This is a genomic window from Herbaspirillum sp. WTB6 (genome assembly GCF_057457785.1).
In genome coordinates this window covers 1,898,756-1,914,816 of sequence record NZ_CP176522.1, presented here as the reverse complement: position 1 = coordinate 1,914,816, position 16,061 = coordinate 1,898,756, and the positions used below count along the sequence as shown (strand labels likewise).

The window sequence follows — 16,061 nt, the reverse complement described above, 5'->3', positions numbered from 1 at the left end:
GTCGGCCGAAAGCCGTCAGAAATTGCCAGATCGAAACTCAGCCAGCCATAATTAAAGCATTACAACAGACAAGGCTACTATGAGCATCAACCGCGCAATCCAGCACACCAAAGCCATCATAGGCGACGCGATGTTGAGCACAATTCCTGGCGCAGGTGGAAGGCTGGACAACGATTCGCTCAAGCATGGTTGCGCCATCTACCGCAGCGGCAAGCAGCTCGCTGCGGGCTATGTTTCGGACAATGCCCCTTGGCATGCAGTTGAATTCGCGCTCAATCAGGATCTCTTGGCCGATCGGCCTTCCGAGCGCGTTGCTCTGATGCGATGGTTCGAGTACCAGAAACACCGTTTCGGCGGGCTGGACCCTAACATTCATCAGCGCGCCAACCCGGTGCATTGGTTTCGGATTGGCTTCAACTCCGTCGCAGATGCACTCAAATTCCTTGGTGAGTTCTCCGACCAGCGGAGAAAGTCCGATGCATTTGCGCGTTGGACGATCGCGCAAGGCGAAGTCTTGGACGTAGCGACGAATGCCCCACCACCTGCGATCGTCGAGGACGCACCGGCCGAAGCTGCCCTCCCCACGATTATGCCATCAAGCGAAGGGCTGCCTAACGGTGCGGTGCACGAAACACGGGAGGAGGTCGAACAGGATGACTGGGCCGGCGCAGACCAGGGGAATGAAGAGATTGAGGAACGCATTGGAAACCTGAGCAACGAGGACTATGCGCTTGCCTGCATCCCGGTTCTCATCGACCATGTGCTGCGCCAGACCGATGAAGTGATGCAAAAGTTCACCTATGAGGAACTGGCACGCCACTTGGGGCGCCTCGACAAACACGGCCGGCCGGCGGCACGCGGCTTGGGCGTTATTCTCGGGCAGGCCATGGACCATATCGACCACGCGGCCGCGCAAATGGGTGCGGCGGCGCCGTACCTGACCACGGTCGTTGTGGCAAAGAGCGGTCCGGATAAGGGACTGCCTGGCGTCGGAGTGCGCGAGCGCTGGCACGGGTACGACCAGCTAACGCGAGCTGAGAAAGCCGACCGGGTCGAGGCCGAGTATAAGCGCATCCTGCTATTCGGTAGCCGCTGGAACGATGTGTTAAGGGCGCTCGGGTTACCTTCCCTCCCTGCCGAGGAAACATTGCCACCCTATGGGGCCGGCGGCGGATGGGGCGGCGGCGAATCCGCCGAGCACAAGGCCCTCAAGGAGTATGTCCGGAAGCACCCGGAACTGTTCGGGGCCGGGGGCGACGCCGTGGAATGGCGCGCGACGGAGGAATATGCATTACGATCGGGCGACGAGATTGACGTCTTCTTCAAGTCGAAAGGCGCCTGGATCGGCGTCGAGGTCAAGTCGGCGGTGTCCGACGGTAACCTCAAGGACTATGAGCGTGGCGTGTACCAGGCAGTGAAGTATCGGGCTGTACTGGCAGCGCAGGCGAAAATCGATCATTCAGTTGAGCAGCCAACCGTCAAGGTGGTGCTAGCCTTGGACACTGTGCTGCCGTCGCAACTACGCGCCGTGGCACAGTCCTTGGGGGTGGAGGTCATTGACAATCTCGGCCTCGCCGAGCGCCGCGCTGCGCAAGCCGCTTGAGCGGAGGCGTATACGTGGTGACGCCCGGTTTTGGGACTAAGGTCTTTGCAGTAGAGAATTTCGATTTATGCTTCAGTTCACCACGCTGGCATTGAGCCCATGTGGCAGTCCCCCCCGAGCCCGTTTGATTGATACATCGCCGAATTCGTTCTCTACATTTCGGGTCATGAATGGCGGGTATGATGAAGGAAGGGCGTGACAAGTCTTCGACACCAACGCTCTCTTCCACAGACTCATGTATCTCGATCCTGTTGGTAGGACGCGTGAATGACAGTTTCAAACGAGGACGCTAGCCAGCGACTGAGAGACGCCGCTTCCTTGGAACGGAAGCGTCTCATGGACTCGCTATCGGATATCGACGGGGCGTACGCCGCCATAATCTTGATTGAAGCCCTTCGAGTGATGGACTACGAAAATGTCCTAATTGGTTTTAGTCGCGACGAGTCACTTCATCTTAAGTACCCTGAATTTGACATCCTGACGCGAGGGTGGAATTCGTTGATTGCATTCTTGCTGCCACGTATTCCAAACATGGGTGGAATTCCGATGATGGAGAGTTCTCCCGACAGTCGAGCGCGCACGCGGTCGTTACTTTATTCATTTGGCAAGTGTTCAGTGCTTATCAAAGCTGCCGACATGGCTTATCACGGTATGTTGGTTGCAGAGGAGGTCGACGGAGTCCTTAGTCTAACGTTCGCAATAGGGGAGCGCAGTGATCACTTTCTTGATCAGCTGGAGGGCGATAAACTCGACGAAGCACTTAACCCTAGGGACACCGGGGAAGCGTTGTGGGAACGGCTTGAATTAAGTCCGGACGATGTGCGTTCATTGATCTCGTCGCTCGTGTTCCCCTTCGACACTGGCCACGGCATTATGGTCGGATACGATGCACGACCGGAGTTGGACGCGCATTTCCTCGCTATGGTAAGTGAGCGGACACTGGAGTGGCGATCAGATGCTGGAATACATCCAGATGTGCGGATGCCTGGCTTTTATGGCGACGATGTGGCGGTCGTCACGCTTTTGCTGATCAGCTTTTACATGAAGCACATATGGTTTGTCGGTGTCGGCTCGAAACAGATCGTAAACTGTAACTACAGTATGAGTCTGACTATCTGGAAGCGGCCCGAAGATCTCATCAGCTCAATTTCTAAGTTTACTAAAATTCCCACAGCCCGGGTTGAGCGCGCACTGGGGGCAGTCTTGGTAAGAAAGAGCGATGCTGGATACTTCGAAACGGAAGGGACGCCATTTGTACCGTTGCTTATTGAAATATCTGAGGGATATTGGATGGCGCCGGTCAGTGGCGTGTTTCGGAACCCTTTTGAGACGATAAGGATGTTGAACGAATATCGAACACCGCTAACGGGGCCGGCTGTCAGAGCGCACCGAGAGAAGTGGATGATTTCAGATCTCCATCAATTATTTCAGGGTAGTAGATATCGAATTGTGAACTCCCCGACCCGACTCAAGAGAAACAATGTCACTATCACCGATATTGACGCTGCTATTCTGGATATGACAACTGGAGAGCTCGCGCTATTTCAATTGAAATGGCAGGACTTTGGGACCAATGACCTAAAGCGTATAAAGAGTAGGGCAAAAAACTTCGTTGAGCAGGTGGATGCCTGGACGGCGCAAACGGCAAGCTGGATAGATGAGTTTGGCGTTGCCGAGCTGTGCCGCAATTTGCGCCTGAAAATACCTAAAGGTTTGCCTCTGCCCCGCGTCATCCTTTTTGCTATTGGCAAATCGAACGCACGTTTTTCTAGTTATGGCTACGAAATAAAAGAAAACTTGACCGCCGCGTGCACATGGAAACAGTTTCTTCGAATTAGGCATGAAGTCGGACCAGTTGCCCTTGTATTCTCCGAAATGCATCGGCGTATTGTAAGCGAGAGAATCCAGCATTCAGCTCGTGAGCCAATTCCGCACACGATTAAGATCGAGAATTCGATTTTTCGCTTTGAGGATATGTGGAGTAAGTCGAATCATTAGATGCACGGACTGGCTACATCCAGCTCCTAACAAGTTCATGCAATTGCATCGGCGGTCGGTGCCTCGCTTAAGTGGAGCAAAGGATGCCGGGGTAACTTTTGCGAAGGATTCGCTTTTTCTTTCAGAGTCCAGTAAGCATTGCAATCCGTTCACTTCTGATCGAGCAACCACGGGATTTAAGCGGGTCGCGATAGCTTGGCTTGGCTAAATTTCAAGCGTTGCCTTGTAACAATTAATTACGAGATTGATATACTCCAATAGGGGTGCACTCAAAAAGCTCATACTTTTGGTTATTCCGGTCTGGTTCTAGACTGACCAAACCAAAACTTAGCAATTCGCGCGTCCCGCATGCTTGAGGCATACGACAGCCAACGCCAGCTGACTGTCGCATAACATTGGGGGGGCGAAATAAACATGCTGCAATACATTCCGGATCCCGCACAGCAGGCAGTCATTGATGCTGGAGTGGAGGAGCGGCTACTAGTGGCTGCTGGCCCAGGCACCGGCAAGACGCAGATATCCGCTATGCGTCTGTCCCATCTTGTGCGCTGTGGGGTCCGCCCATCTCAAATTCTTGTCCTGAGCTTTTCCCGCAGTGCAGTGCGTACGCTTGTGCGCCGTATCGAAACCTTGGCAGCAGGGGGCGACAGCACTGTGGAAGATTTGCGTCATCTGTCCGTGCGAACCTTCGACTCTTGGACCTTCCGAATTCTTCGGCTGATCGGATTCCAGCCATCCCAGCTGCTGTCGCGTACCTACGAGCAGAACATCGAACAGCTGGTTGACAAGATGAGCGGTCCGGAATCCGGTCAGGTCCGGGAACTGCTCGCAGGAATCCGGCATGTCATCGTTGACGAGGCCCAGGATCTGTCAGGTGTGAGGAGCCGCTTGGTCATGTCGCTCCTTGCTCTTGTCGCGCCACCAAAGCAGCCTGGTGCAGGCTTCACGGTGCTTGGCGACAATGCTCAGGCCATCTATCGTTTTGCTGACCGCAATGCGGGAACGACAGCGGACGGCGGCGATGACCTAATACGGATGATCAGGGCTGCATACACGCCCTGTCTACGTGAAATTGAGATCAGTAAGAACTACCGCGCGACACCGGAGCTTGCTGACGCGACACGCAGACTCCGGACTATCCTCGCCGAAGACATTTCCGGACCCGAGAAACTGAAGCGGATGCAGAAATACATCAGCGAACTGCCGGCATCCGACCAGAAAGTCTCGCCCGACTGGCTCAACACCGTCCCGAAAGGGACGCTTGCGATACTGACCCGCACCAATGGCGAGGCGCTCCGGGTTGCCCTGCAACTGGCAGGAAACGACCCGGCCGGCCCTAGTGTGTCGCTCTGTCTCCGACTTGCAGGGCATAGCCAGCCTGTGCCGGGATGGATTGCGGCCCTGCTCAGTCCACTGCGATCCGACACGCTTACCCGCACTCTGTTCAGAAAAATTTACGCCAGCCGGTTCGGACAGCTCGGGGAGTCGGGCCGGCAGGCGATCTGCCTGCCCGCAGAAGAGATTGCATGGCTGCGCCTGCTGCGCGCCTGCAGCTTGGCCGAAACCGCGACCGCGGTCTCTGTTCCTGAACTGCGTGAACGACTCGGATGGCCTGATGCCTTCCCGGATGACCATAGCACCACCGAGGCCAGAATCGACATCACCACCATTCATCAGGCAAAAGGAATGGAATTTGACTCTGTTGCGCTGCTGGCCGCGTCTCCTGAAGCCGCAGAGGACGGGGAAACGGAAGAAAATGATGACGACGATGAAGCACCTCAGACGCGCGCCGCTGACACTCAGTTCGACGCAGAGGAGGAAGCCAGCGTCCTCTTTGTGGCTGTCACCCGCGCCGCTACGCAGCTGGGTGTCGTACCCGCACACCTGATTTACCGACCGTTTACGACTAAAAGCTATTCTCGTGGCGCGCGCACGCGCCTGTGGAAATGGTGGAACGGCTGGATGAACCTCGAGGCAGGCGTGCCGGGCGATATCGATCCCTGCAGTTTTGTGGATCAGCGCCTCCTTGGCAGTGTCGCCGCCGTCGAAGAAAACCAGGACTTCCTGCTGACGCAAGCAACTGTGCTGCGCGGACATAAGGTGATGTTGCGCAAGACACCCGTACCGGGCAAGCCGGGCGAATCGATCTACAACATCCATCTTCAGGAGGGCAAAGGCCCTGGCCGCCTGCTCGGACAGACTACCGCACAGCTGACCCGGGACCTTCTGTCACCACTCTGGAAGAAAGGCTACCAGCTGCCATGGCAGATCATGAATCTGCGGATCGGACAGGTGGTGACAGTGGCCGGCCCTGCAGAGGTGACGCCGGACGTGCCCGAGCCCTACAGGATCAGTCGCCTCTGGCTGGGCGTCACGCTGTGGGGAACAGGTGACTTCAAGCCGCATAAACGGGGAGCATAAGTTCAAATATGGACAAGAATGCGGTACGCATGGAAATGATCGGGCAGCTGTCAGCCCTGCTGAGCGGCCCGCTGACGCTAGATGAGGTGATCGGTTCCGCGCCGGCGGACACCTATCTGACAGGGATTCTCTGGCCTCGTGGCGAAGCACTTTCGGCGGAAGAGGACGATGACGGCAGCAACCAGGGGGAGGGTGGCGCCGACGAATCCGAGACCGGCGTGCCAGGATATCGCTCAATCCGCCCGTGTTCGATCGGCATAACGTTTGCGGCGGACGCCGACGCGACTGTCACGATCAGCCTCGGCGAGACGGCACGGTACGAACCATTGCCTGCAGAAATACCGGAAGAAGCCGGCAGCGACGTGGATGCTGTACGCAATCAGCGGTGGGCCCGCCGCCCGCTCGGATATAGCATTGTCCTGCCCCAGGAAAATACCGCCGCCACATGGAAGATCAACAGATTCACGACGTCCTTGGGGACGGAGGTGACGGATGACCGTGTCGCCGTACATATCCGCCGGCGCATCAGCGATGGCCAGCACGTCTATACGGCGACGCTCATTAACGAGGCGACCGATGGACGCAATGACGGCGAACTGCGGGATGCACGCTGCCTGTTCCAGGCCGGACTTGTGATCCGCGCACAGCGCGAGGGAGACGTTCCCGCGATCCGCCCGCGTCCGCAGCCACCGCTGGCCGGGGGCGATGAAGATGCGCTCACCAATGCGCTGCTTTACCGGGACGTGCATGAATTTGCGGTCGGCCACGGGATTGCCGCAATGTGGGACACGGATGCCGGCGGCGCGGTCGGAGAGGTGCGAACCGCGTGGCTGCCTTTGGCCGTCGTGCAGGGCACGAGCGCAGCTGGCAGCCGTGACCTGGAAAAAGTCACGGCCGCACATCCAGACCTGTTTTCCGCGGCCTTTCTCGGGCAGGAAAAAAGCCGCGCCGGCGTCATTACCGCGCTACGCGCGTTCGCTGCCTGCTATGGTGACTGGATCAAAGACACACTGAAGCCCAACCTGTCCGGCTTCACCGGTGTGCTGGAGGAAGCCGCGAGGCAGAACCTGGAACGCTGTACCGATACACTCAATCGCATCAGCGATGGCATACAGGTGCTGGAGGATGACGATGATGCATGGACCGCCTTTGCGCTGGCCAACAGTGCAATGGACCGGCAGTCGTTGTTCCCGGCGCGGGCACAGCGGGCAAAACCGCTTTGCTGGCGGCCCTTCCAGCTGGCATTCATGCTGCTTGTCCTGCCCGGTCTGACCGATCCGGCAAAGCCGGACCGGGACTGCATGGATCTGCTCTGGTTCCCAACCGGTGGTGGCAAGACTGAAGCATATCTCGGTATAACCGCCTTCCAGATATTCTACCGTCGTCTCACCGATGCCGGCCGGCGGACCGACGGTGGGGTGGACGTTCTGATGCGCTACACACTGAGGCTGCTTACTGTGCAGCAGTTTCAGCGGGCGGCGGCACTGATTACTGCGTGTGACCTGATGCGTGCAACGGACAGGCGTCTCGGACAGGCAAGAATCACGCTGGGCCTGTATGTAGGTGACGAGGCGACGCCAAACAAGATGAAGAATGCACGCGACGCCCTTCAGGAGGAGCAGTCAGGCAACATGCCGAAGTCGACACCCCGCCAGCTGCTGCGCTGTCCGGTATGCGGTGCCGATCTGCCGTCGACCGCCTACACTGCTGATCCTGAGTTGTCCTGCATTGATATCGTGTGCGGGAATGACAGCTGTGAGGTCCGAGGACAGCCGCTTCCCGTACTCACCGTCGACGACGTCATGTACGCAGCGCCACCCTCTCTGCTGATCGGCACCATCGACAAGTTTGCACAGGTCCCGCGCAGCACCGAGTTGCGGCAGCTGTTTGGTTTAGATGGCGGATTGCGGCCGGGCCTGATTATTCAGGACGAACTGCATCTTATTTCCGGACCGCTTGGTTCGATGGCAGGGTTGTATGAAACGGTGATTGACCTGTTCTGTACCCGTGACGGTGTGCGCCCGAAAATTATCGGCTCAACGGCCACCATTGGCCAGGCCGCACGGCAGGTCCGCGCCCTGTTCGACCGGGATGTGCTGCAGTTTCCGCCACCCGGATTCGATGCCGCGGATTCCTTCTTTGCCGTGAGGGATGCGAAGGAGCCGGACAGAATCTATGTCGGCCTGCCGACTGCGGGGCGAAGCCCGAAATTTGCCCTGCAGGCGCTGGTCGCCACGTTGCTGCAGAGTGCATGGACTCTGCAGGAGACCGGCAGCGCGCCGGACGCATCGATCGATCCTTACTGGACCTGCGTTGCCTATTTCAACAGTCTGCGGGAGCTCGGTGGCGCCTGGGTTCTGATGCAGGACGACGTCCCGCGTCAGATGCAGTTCCTCGCCGCACGGCTCGGCGCCTCCAGACGGCCGGTGGAAATGGAGCCGGTGGAATTGAGCAGTCGCGTAGCGTCCCGAGATCTTCCCTCCGTGCTGCAGAGCCTCGAAGTGAGTCTTGACGGCATGCAGGCATATGAAGAACCGAAAGACACGGTGCTTGCGTCCAACATGATCTCAGTCGGCGTCGACGTGCCGCGACTCGGTCTGATGGTCGTCAACGGGCAGCCGAAGTCTACTGCGGAATATATCCAAGCCAGCAGCCGCGTGGGCCGCGGTATGCCGGGTCTGGTCGTCACACTGTACAATTTCAGCCGGCCTCGCGACCTGTCTCATTTCGAGCATTTCCGCAGCTATCATGCGGCGCTTTATCGCAGCGTCGAGGCTACCAGTGTCACCCCGTGGGCTCCAAGGGCGAGGGACAAGGCACTGCATGCGGTCGTGATTGCGGCAATTCGTCATCTCGTGCCCGGCCTGTCGGGATCGGAAGATGCCGCCCTGTTTGATCATGATGCACCGGCCGTAAAGGAGCTGATCGCCCGTATCAAAGCGCGTGCCGCTGCCGCATCGGAAGATGTCGAGACGGATGAAGCGGCTACTGACATCGCAGCCGTCATCGCGCAGTGGCAGCGGCGCAGCCGCGATGCACGCAATGGCCAGACCCGGCTGCTCTACTGGGAGAAAAAAGCACCGTTCGGCAAAGGCGCGCCTCACCTGATGAGTTCGGCCGAACAGGGAAGGCAGAACGGTACGCTGGCATGGCCAACACCCAACACGATGCGTGAGGTGGAGCCATCCACGGCATTTGTACTGAAACGGTCTTCTAGGGAGTGAAAACTCAAATGGTGACACGCCGCTATGCAAAACCTGTGACGAACGGCGCTCCGGCCTCCCAAGGGACTGAACCGCTGGGTAAAATCCGTCGTTCGCAGCTGATATCGACTTATGGTATCGGTGCCATCATCGATCTGGACAAGGGTTCCTTCATGCCGATGGGACTCGAAGGATGGGACGGCGCGACAGGAGCCCCGTCACTCACCATCACGGAAGCGCGTCTGCAGGCGCAGCTGGGCGTTGATCATTTCCGGCTTCCGCCGGTGGTAAAGCCGGTGCCTGGCACTGCCCTGGTTGAAATCAAGCCCACGCTGCCGGCAGTCAGATTCCCGGAATGGCATGAGTGCCCGAAATGTCATCGCATAGGAAAGGAAGGAAATCCGTTTGAGCTGGCAACGGACCAGAGTCGCCTTACATGCGTTGAATGCCGTACCTTCACGACACCGGTACGCTTCGTCGTGGCCTGCCGCAACGGTCATATTGATGAATTCCCATGGGAGTGGTGGGCTCACCGCAACCGCGCACAGGGTATATGTGACAACCCATCACTGGAGCTACTGTCACACGGACGGTCGGCATCGCTCGGGGACCTGTACGTTAAATGCAGACACTGTAAAGAGAAGTCCACGCTCGGCGACGCTTTCCGGTCCGACGTGCTGGAACAACCCTGTTCCGGATACCAGCCCTGGCTGAATCATCATTCGTCTTCCTGCGGCGCCCGTGTGCGCGTGCTGCAACGCGGTGCCTCCAACGTTCATTTTGCTGTCGTCGCGTCAGCCTTGTCGATTCCGCCGGTCTCAGACAGTGTGTTTCAGGTAATTGACGAGTCTTGGATGAGCCTGGGGGCTATGCCGCCCGATGCCGTCGAACCTGTCATACGGCACATCGCGGGACAGTATGACGTGCCGTATGAAGCTTTATTGGCGGCATACCGGGAAAGAAAACAGATTGCGGACCCATCCAAGGTCTACACGGAAAGCAGCTCGCGGGCAGACGAATACGCCGCTCTGTCGCAGGCTCGCGATGATGACATCGTTGGCGGATTCGTCCCACAGTTCTGCAACTCTGTAGCGCCTCCCCCGCCACCGCTCGACCGCTGGTTCGACCTGGTTGCCGGAGTATCCCGGCTTCGCGAAGTCCGCGCTCTGGCAGGATTCTCACGGATTGAACCCTACCCGGTCGCCGGTGAGCGGATTGCTCAGGCACTTGCCGAAGGCAGGATCGCCCGGCTCTCTCTCGGGCACCGCAACTGGCTGCCGGCCAGCGAAATCCGCGGTGAGGGCCTGTTTCTTCGCTTCCGCACGGAAAAAATTGACCAGTGGATACAGGACAATCCGGCAATCGCCGGACGTGTCGCCGCGATGGAATCAACATCGGCCGCGGTAGCGGCCGCACGCGGTTATGAGAGGGACTACACGATTACTGCCCGCCTGTTGCTGGTACACACGTTCGCGCACGCGCTGATACGGCAAATTTCGGTGGATTGCGGCTATTCATCGTCGGCGCTCCGGGAGCGCCTCTATATTGCCGATGCGGCCGGCGGTGCGTCCGCAATGAACGGCGTGCTGATTTATACTGGGTCACCGGATTCCGAAGGTAGTCTCGGCGGACTGGTACGCCTTGCCGATCCGCAGATTCTGCCGCATATCGTCATGCAGGCAATACGCAATGCCCACTGGTGCGGCAGCGACCCGGTGTGCCTCGAAACCGATCCTGCTCAGTCCGGAGAAAAAATCAGTGGTGCAGCCTGTCATTGCTGCGTGCTGGTGCCCGAAACTGCTTGCGAAAAATTCAACCGTGAACTCGATCGGGCCATGTTGACCGGCGATGCGGAATATCGCTGGAAAGGATATTTCCATGGCATTGATGAGTAAATCATGGCTGTCCTGATTCCAGACACGCCCAAGGAGTGTCCGTTCGGCGAACGGACCGTCTACGAAAAACTCGGCCGAGACCTCGATGATGACTGGATCATCCTGCACTCGCTCGGGTTGCCGGGCCATCCTACCAAGATCTGGGGCGAAGCCGATATTGTGGTGCTGTCGACAAAGGGATTTTTTGCGCTGGAAGTCAAGGGCGGCAAGGTATCCTGCCGCGATGGCATCTGGTACTACGGCGAACCTGGTGCCCCCGGTTACACTAAGAAAGAAGACCCGTGGACCCAAGCCAAGACCACCATGTTTGCGATAAAGGAACGGCTTGCCGCGGCCAAGCCGGAGATGGCACGGCTGCTTTTCGGTTTCGGGGTCGTCATGCCGATGGAAACCTTCAATGCATCCGGCGCCGAGATCGAGCCGGCGGTATTGCTGGACCGCAGGGACTTCCGCAGAAATCTGGGGTTCTATATCGGTGATCTGCAGCGGCACTGGACGGCTACCTATCAGGCGCGGCATGGCCACGCGCCGCGGCTGCCAACCCGTGCCGACACCCGGCGCGCGCGCGAAATCCTGCGTCCGGACGTGGAGTCCGCATTCAGTCTCGGCAGCTGGCTCAATGGCGTCGAAAGCCGACTGATCCAGCTGTCCAATGACCAGATTCGCGCGTCACGGCGCATGGCAGCCAATCCGCGCACGATCGTCAGCGGCAAAGCCGGTACGGGGAAGACTATCATCGCGGTCGAACGTGCCAGACGACTGGCAGCCGACGGCCACAGTGTCCTCTATCTCTGTTTCAATCATCTTCTTGCCGATCACATCCGTTCTGCGCTGGCGGAGGACCCGCATGCCAACCGCATTGAAGTCCGCCACGTCCACTCGCTCTATCGCGAGGTGATCGGTCGCGCCGGCCTCGCAGACCGGATAAAGGAGGAGGCGGACACGACGGAGTTGTTTGGAAAAGTGTTTCCCGAGCTGTTTGTCGAGGCAGCCATTGAATGCGGAGCAAAAAGCTATGATGCGCTGGTGGTCGACGAGGCGCAGGATCTGCTGACGCCGGAAAATCTGGAGGCGCTGGATGTGCTGCTCAATGCCGGCCTCAACCGCGGGCGCTGGCATATATTTCTCGATCCGTTACAGAATATCTATAACACCGAAACGCAGGAGCAGGTCGTTCAGCGACTGGCCGAAGCGCAACCCGCCCACGACGATCTCTTTGAAAACTGTCGTAATACCCGGCAGGTTGCAGTGCAGGCATCGATTGTATCCGGCATAGACCTTGCACTTGAGGGAGCGCCAGACGGTCCGGAGTCGGGCAACGTGTATTACCGCGACCGTGCCGGATTCCTGTCGGCACTGGAGACCGAGATATGCAGTCTCATCCGGGGAGAGGTGCGCCCCGGTGACATCGTGATCCTGTCGACGCGCAAAAAGGAAAATTCCCTGATTGCCGGCCTTGACCATTTTGCCGGTATCGCCATCACCGACGTCACAACACCGCGCACCGACGCTATCCTTTTTTCGACGATGCATGGATTCAAGGGACTTGAGCGCAAGGTGGTGCTGGCGATCGATCTCGAACGCATCGGCCAAGCGCAGATGGCGATGCTGCACTATGCGGGATTGTCGCGGGCAACCATAATACTGAAGGTGTTTCTCCCGGAAGAGGCCAGGACCGCATATGCGCGCCAGGCTGTGCTTTTCACGGAGCGGAATATGTTGATGTGAACCGGAGCAGACAGGAACTGCCGGAGGGTCGTGATTTTGAGTGGAGACGGCCGGAACGCCGTGACTTCGAAATACCGGGAGAACAGAGTGGAGTGGGAAAAAGGAACGGAAGTCCGGCGCATCGACAACCCGGGCAAGACCGGGATGACGACGGGGCAGGTACGTCAGCGCGGGGACCTCAAGTATTACGGAATACGATGGCAGGACGGCGCGAATGACTATGTCGCCGAGGACCAGCTGGAACCGCTGACTGCGACTGTGTCCAGAGATCCGTACCTGTTGATTGAATCCGGACGTTATGGACGGTCGGAAGACCTGCGGCGAAGCCTGACGCACGTGCACCTTTCCGGGCGGCTTGCCAATCTGGTCTACTCGATGGGCATCACCAACACCGAGTTCTACCCGCACCAGTACAAACCGCTGCTGACCCTGCTCGAGTCGCCTGCCGAAGGCATGCTGATTGCGGACGAAGTCGGTCTCGGCAAAACGATTGAGGCAGGCATCATCTGGACGGAGCTGCGCGCGCGCGAGGATATGCGGCGCCTCCTCATCGTCTGTCCCGCCATGCTGCGGGAAAAATGGCAGGATGAGCTGCGGCTGCGCTTCGGCATAGATGCTGCAGTCGTCGATGCGCGCGAACTGGCGGGCGAACTGTCGCGAACTTCGGCAAGCAGCACGGCAAAGGCATGGATTGCCAGCTACCAGTCCCTGCGGCCGCCGAAGAGCTGGCGCTCCGGGGGGGAACCGGCGGAGAAACGCCCGTCGTCGCGACGTCTGCTCGCAGACCTGCTTGACGGTACGCCTGAAGGCGAGAGCCTGATAGATCTGGTGGTGTTCGATGAAGCGCACTACATGCGCAATCCCGAGAGCGCGGCGCACCGCCTCGGCGAGCTGCTGCAGAAGGTATCGCAGCAGCGCGTACTGCTGTCCGCTACGCCAATCAATCTGAACAACGAAGATCTGTTTTATCTTCTGAGGCTGTGCGATCCCGATCATTTTCAGTATCCGTCCAGCTTTCATGAAATGCTTGTGGCGAACCGGCCACTGGTTGCCGCGCGCGACGCGGCGTTGCGCCACACGTCGACAGCGGACGAGATCGTCGGCCATATCCGCGAAGCGGCGGCAAGCAGCCTGCTGTCCGGATCCCGCCAGCTCGCCACCCTGATCGAGGAGCCGCTGACAAACGAGATGCTGTTGGATCCGGCCTGCCGGGCCGAACTGGCTGCAGGTCTGGAAAGGGTTAATCTGCTTGGCCATGTCATCACGCGCACCCGCAAGCGGGACGTGCAGATGGAACGAGCGGTGCGGGAGGTCCATCCGGAAAAAGTCACCATGACGGACGCCGAGCGCAAGTTCTATGAGTACGTGACAGAAGTGACCCGGGATTACGCCTGGCGCCGCGGCATCTCCGACGGTTTTCTGCTGGCGACGCCGCAGCGCCAAGTCTGCAGCTGCCCGGCGGCTTTTGCAAAAGCCTGGCTGAGCGGGGACATGTCATTTGTCAGCGAGCTGGCCGAGCAGGTACTGGAAGACGCGGAGGGGTCGGAAGACGATGTAGAGGTTGAGGACATCAGTTCCTCGCTCAAGGAGTTCCTGGTCGCGAACCGCCCGCGTGACCTCGATCCCTCGTTTCTCGAAAAATCCGATTCCAAGCTGGTACGTCTGACGGAAGTGCTCGGCGAGTACTTTGCAGAAAACCCTGATGAAAAAGTCATCCTGTTCACGTCATTCCGGGTTACAGCGCAGTACCTGCGAGACCGGCTCAACGTTTCCGGTATGCCGTCGCTTCTGCTGTGGGGCAATATGTCGGAATCCAAGCAGGGTCTTATCAATGAATTCCGTGAAAGGCCCGACCTGCGTGTCCTAGTGTCGACCGAGGTGGCATCCGAAGGCGTGGACCTGCAGTTTTGCCGACTGCTGGTGAACTATGACCTTCCATGGAACCCGATGCGGGTGGAGCAGCGGATCGGCCGGATTGACCGTCTCGGGCAAAAAGCCAAAGTTATCCATATCTGGAATCTGTTTTATCAGGGCACCATTGACGACCGGATCTTTACACGGCTGCTGAGCCGGCTTCGTGTCTTCAGCGAAGCGCTGGGCGAACCTGAACCGAGCATTGGCGAAACAGTGCAGAAGCTCGAATCACGCCTGCTTACGCAGAAGCTGTCTGCAGAGCAGGAAGATGAGGAGATCGAACGTGCGCGGCAGGCTCTGGAGAATGTCCGCAAGCGTCAGGAGGAACTCGAACGCAATGCCTCGCAGATGATGGCACACGGCGGTATCGTCCTCGACCGAATCGCGGCGGCAAAAGAATTGTCGCGCCGCGTCAGCGAAACCGACCTTGTCATTTATGTCCGAGATTTCCTTCTGCGCCACGCACCTGGCCACCAGTTCCATAAAATGGCGAATCCGGACGAGTACACGATACAGTTGCCTGCGTCGACTGCCTCCGAGCTGGAAGATTACTGCCGCCGCAACGGCATCGCCGGAGAAACAATTCTCGGGAATTCGCTGCCGCGTCTCTGCCGCTTTATCAACAGCGTGACAAGTGCAAGTACACGGGCCTGCGAAGTGATCCATCAGTTCCACCCTCTTGTCCGATTTATCGGTCACAAACTGAAAGAACTCGATGAAGCTTTTTATCCGCTGGTTGCGGTGACGCTTCACAGCGATGTCGCAGGTGTGGCGGCGGATGACTACATGTTTGCGGTGCGCCGATGGACATTCAGCGGTGTCCGCGAAGAAGAATGGCTGCAGGCCGCGGTATGTACGCTCGACAATCACCAGGTACTCGCCGAGGAGCAGGCCGACACGCTCCTGAATCTGATACGCGTTCATGGCCACGACTGGCTCGAAGCACCGCACCTGATGAAGCCCGACGTGGTGGCCGCCTGTCTGGATGTGCTGGATGTCCACCTGGATCAGGTATACCAGCGCGCCAAACGTCGCAAGCAGGATGAGAACGCGGATCGTCTCATGTTCCAGCTGCACGGGATCGACCAGCATCTGCAGCGTCGCCTGCAAGTGCTTGAAGGGGTACGGGCTCGGCACGCCTCTCTCGGCCGCAGCGGCCTTGTGAAAGCAACTCAGGGACGGATAGACAATCTTCGGGCTCAGATGGGTCTGAAAAAAGAGCAGGTGCTGCGTCATGAAAAAGTCATTCCTGACAGCCAGCTGATCTGCGCCGGAGTGTTGCGCGTCACAACGGAGTGA

7 protein-coding genes are annotated in these 16,061 nt (G+C 58.5%); all 7 read left to right on the top strand.

All coding sequences use genetic code 11. The features are described from left to right. Positions 1–79: 79 nt before the first annotated feature. The 7 genes from ACK2VC_RS08890 to ACK2VC_RS08860 all read left to right on the top strand — a co-directional run bounded on the left by ACK2VC_RS08890 (position 80) and on the right by ACK2VC_RS08860 (position 16,061). Positions 80–1,603, top strand: a complete 1,524-nt coding sequence (locus ACK2VC_RS08890; RefSeq protein ID WP_486729982.1) for a hypothetical protein — start codon at positions 80–82, stop codon at positions 1,601–1,603. A 336-nt stretch (positions 1,604–1,939) separates the two neighbouring features. After that, on the top strand, positions 1,940–3,601 hold the full coding sequence (locus tag ACK2VC_RS08885) for a hypothetical protein (RefSeq protein ID WP_486729981.1): 1,662 nt from the start codon (positions 1,940–1,942) through the stop codon (positions 3,599–3,601). A 414-nt stretch (positions 3,602–4,015) separates the two neighbouring features. Next, positions 4,016–6,022, top strand: a complete 2,007-nt coding sequence (locus tag ACK2VC_RS08880) for a UvrD-helicase domain-containing protein (RefSeq protein ID WP_486729980.1) — start codon at positions 4,016–4,018, stop codon at positions 6,020–6,022. 8 nt (positions 6,023–6,030) lie between these two features. Further along, positions 6,031–9,246, top strand: coding sequence for a helicase-related protein (locus tag ACK2VC_RS08875; protein WP_486729979.1), 3,216 nt, complete (start codon positions 6,031–6,033; stop codon positions 9,244–9,246). Between the two features lie 8 nt (positions 9,247–9,254). Next, entirely contained in the window at positions 9,255–11,120 is a 1,866-nt protein-coding gene (gene drmB / locus ACK2VC_RS08870; protein ID WP_486729978.1) for a DrmB family protein, read from the top strand. 3 nt (positions 11,121–11,123) lie between these two features. Continuing rightward, positions 11,124–12,848 (top strand): nuclease-related domain-containing DEAD/DEAH box helicase, encoded by a 1,725-nt coding sequence (locus tag ACK2VC_RS08865; protein ID WP_486729977.1) that lies wholly within the window; start codon positions 11,124–11,126, stop codon positions 12,846–12,848. 60 nt (positions 12,849–12,908) lie between these two features. After that, positions 12,909–16,061, top strand: a complete 3,153-nt coding sequence (locus ACK2VC_RS08860) for an SNF2-related protein (RefSeq protein ID WP_486729976.1) — start codon at positions 12,909–12,911, stop codon at positions 16,059–16,061.

Excerpts from the sequence above, each read along its gene's own strand:
- ACK2VC_RS08890 (WP_486729982.1), top strand. The coding sequence starts at position 80 with ATGAGCATCAACCGCGCAATCCAGCACACCAAAGCCATCATAGGCGAC.
- ACK2VC_RS08875 (WP_486729979.1), top strand. The coding sequence starts at position 6,031 with ATGGACAAGAATGCGGTACGCATGGAAATGATCGGGCAGCTGTCAGCC.
- ACK2VC_RS08880 (WP_486729980.1), top strand. The coding sequence starts at position 4,016 with ATGCTGCAATACATTCCGGATCCCGCACAGCAGGCAGTCATTGATGCT.
- ACK2VC_RS08885 (WP_486729981.1), top strand. The coding sequence starts at position 1,940 with ATGGACTCGCTATCGGATATCGACGGGGCGTACGCCGCCATAATCTTG.
- ACK2VC_RS08865 (WP_486729977.1), top strand. The coding sequence starts at position 11,124 with ATGGCTGTCCTGATTCCAGACACGCCCAAGGAGTGTCCGTTCGGCGAA.
- drmB (WP_486729978.1), top strand. The coding sequence starts at position 9,255 with ATGGTGACACGCCGCTATGCAAAACCTGTGACGAACGGCGCTCCGGCC.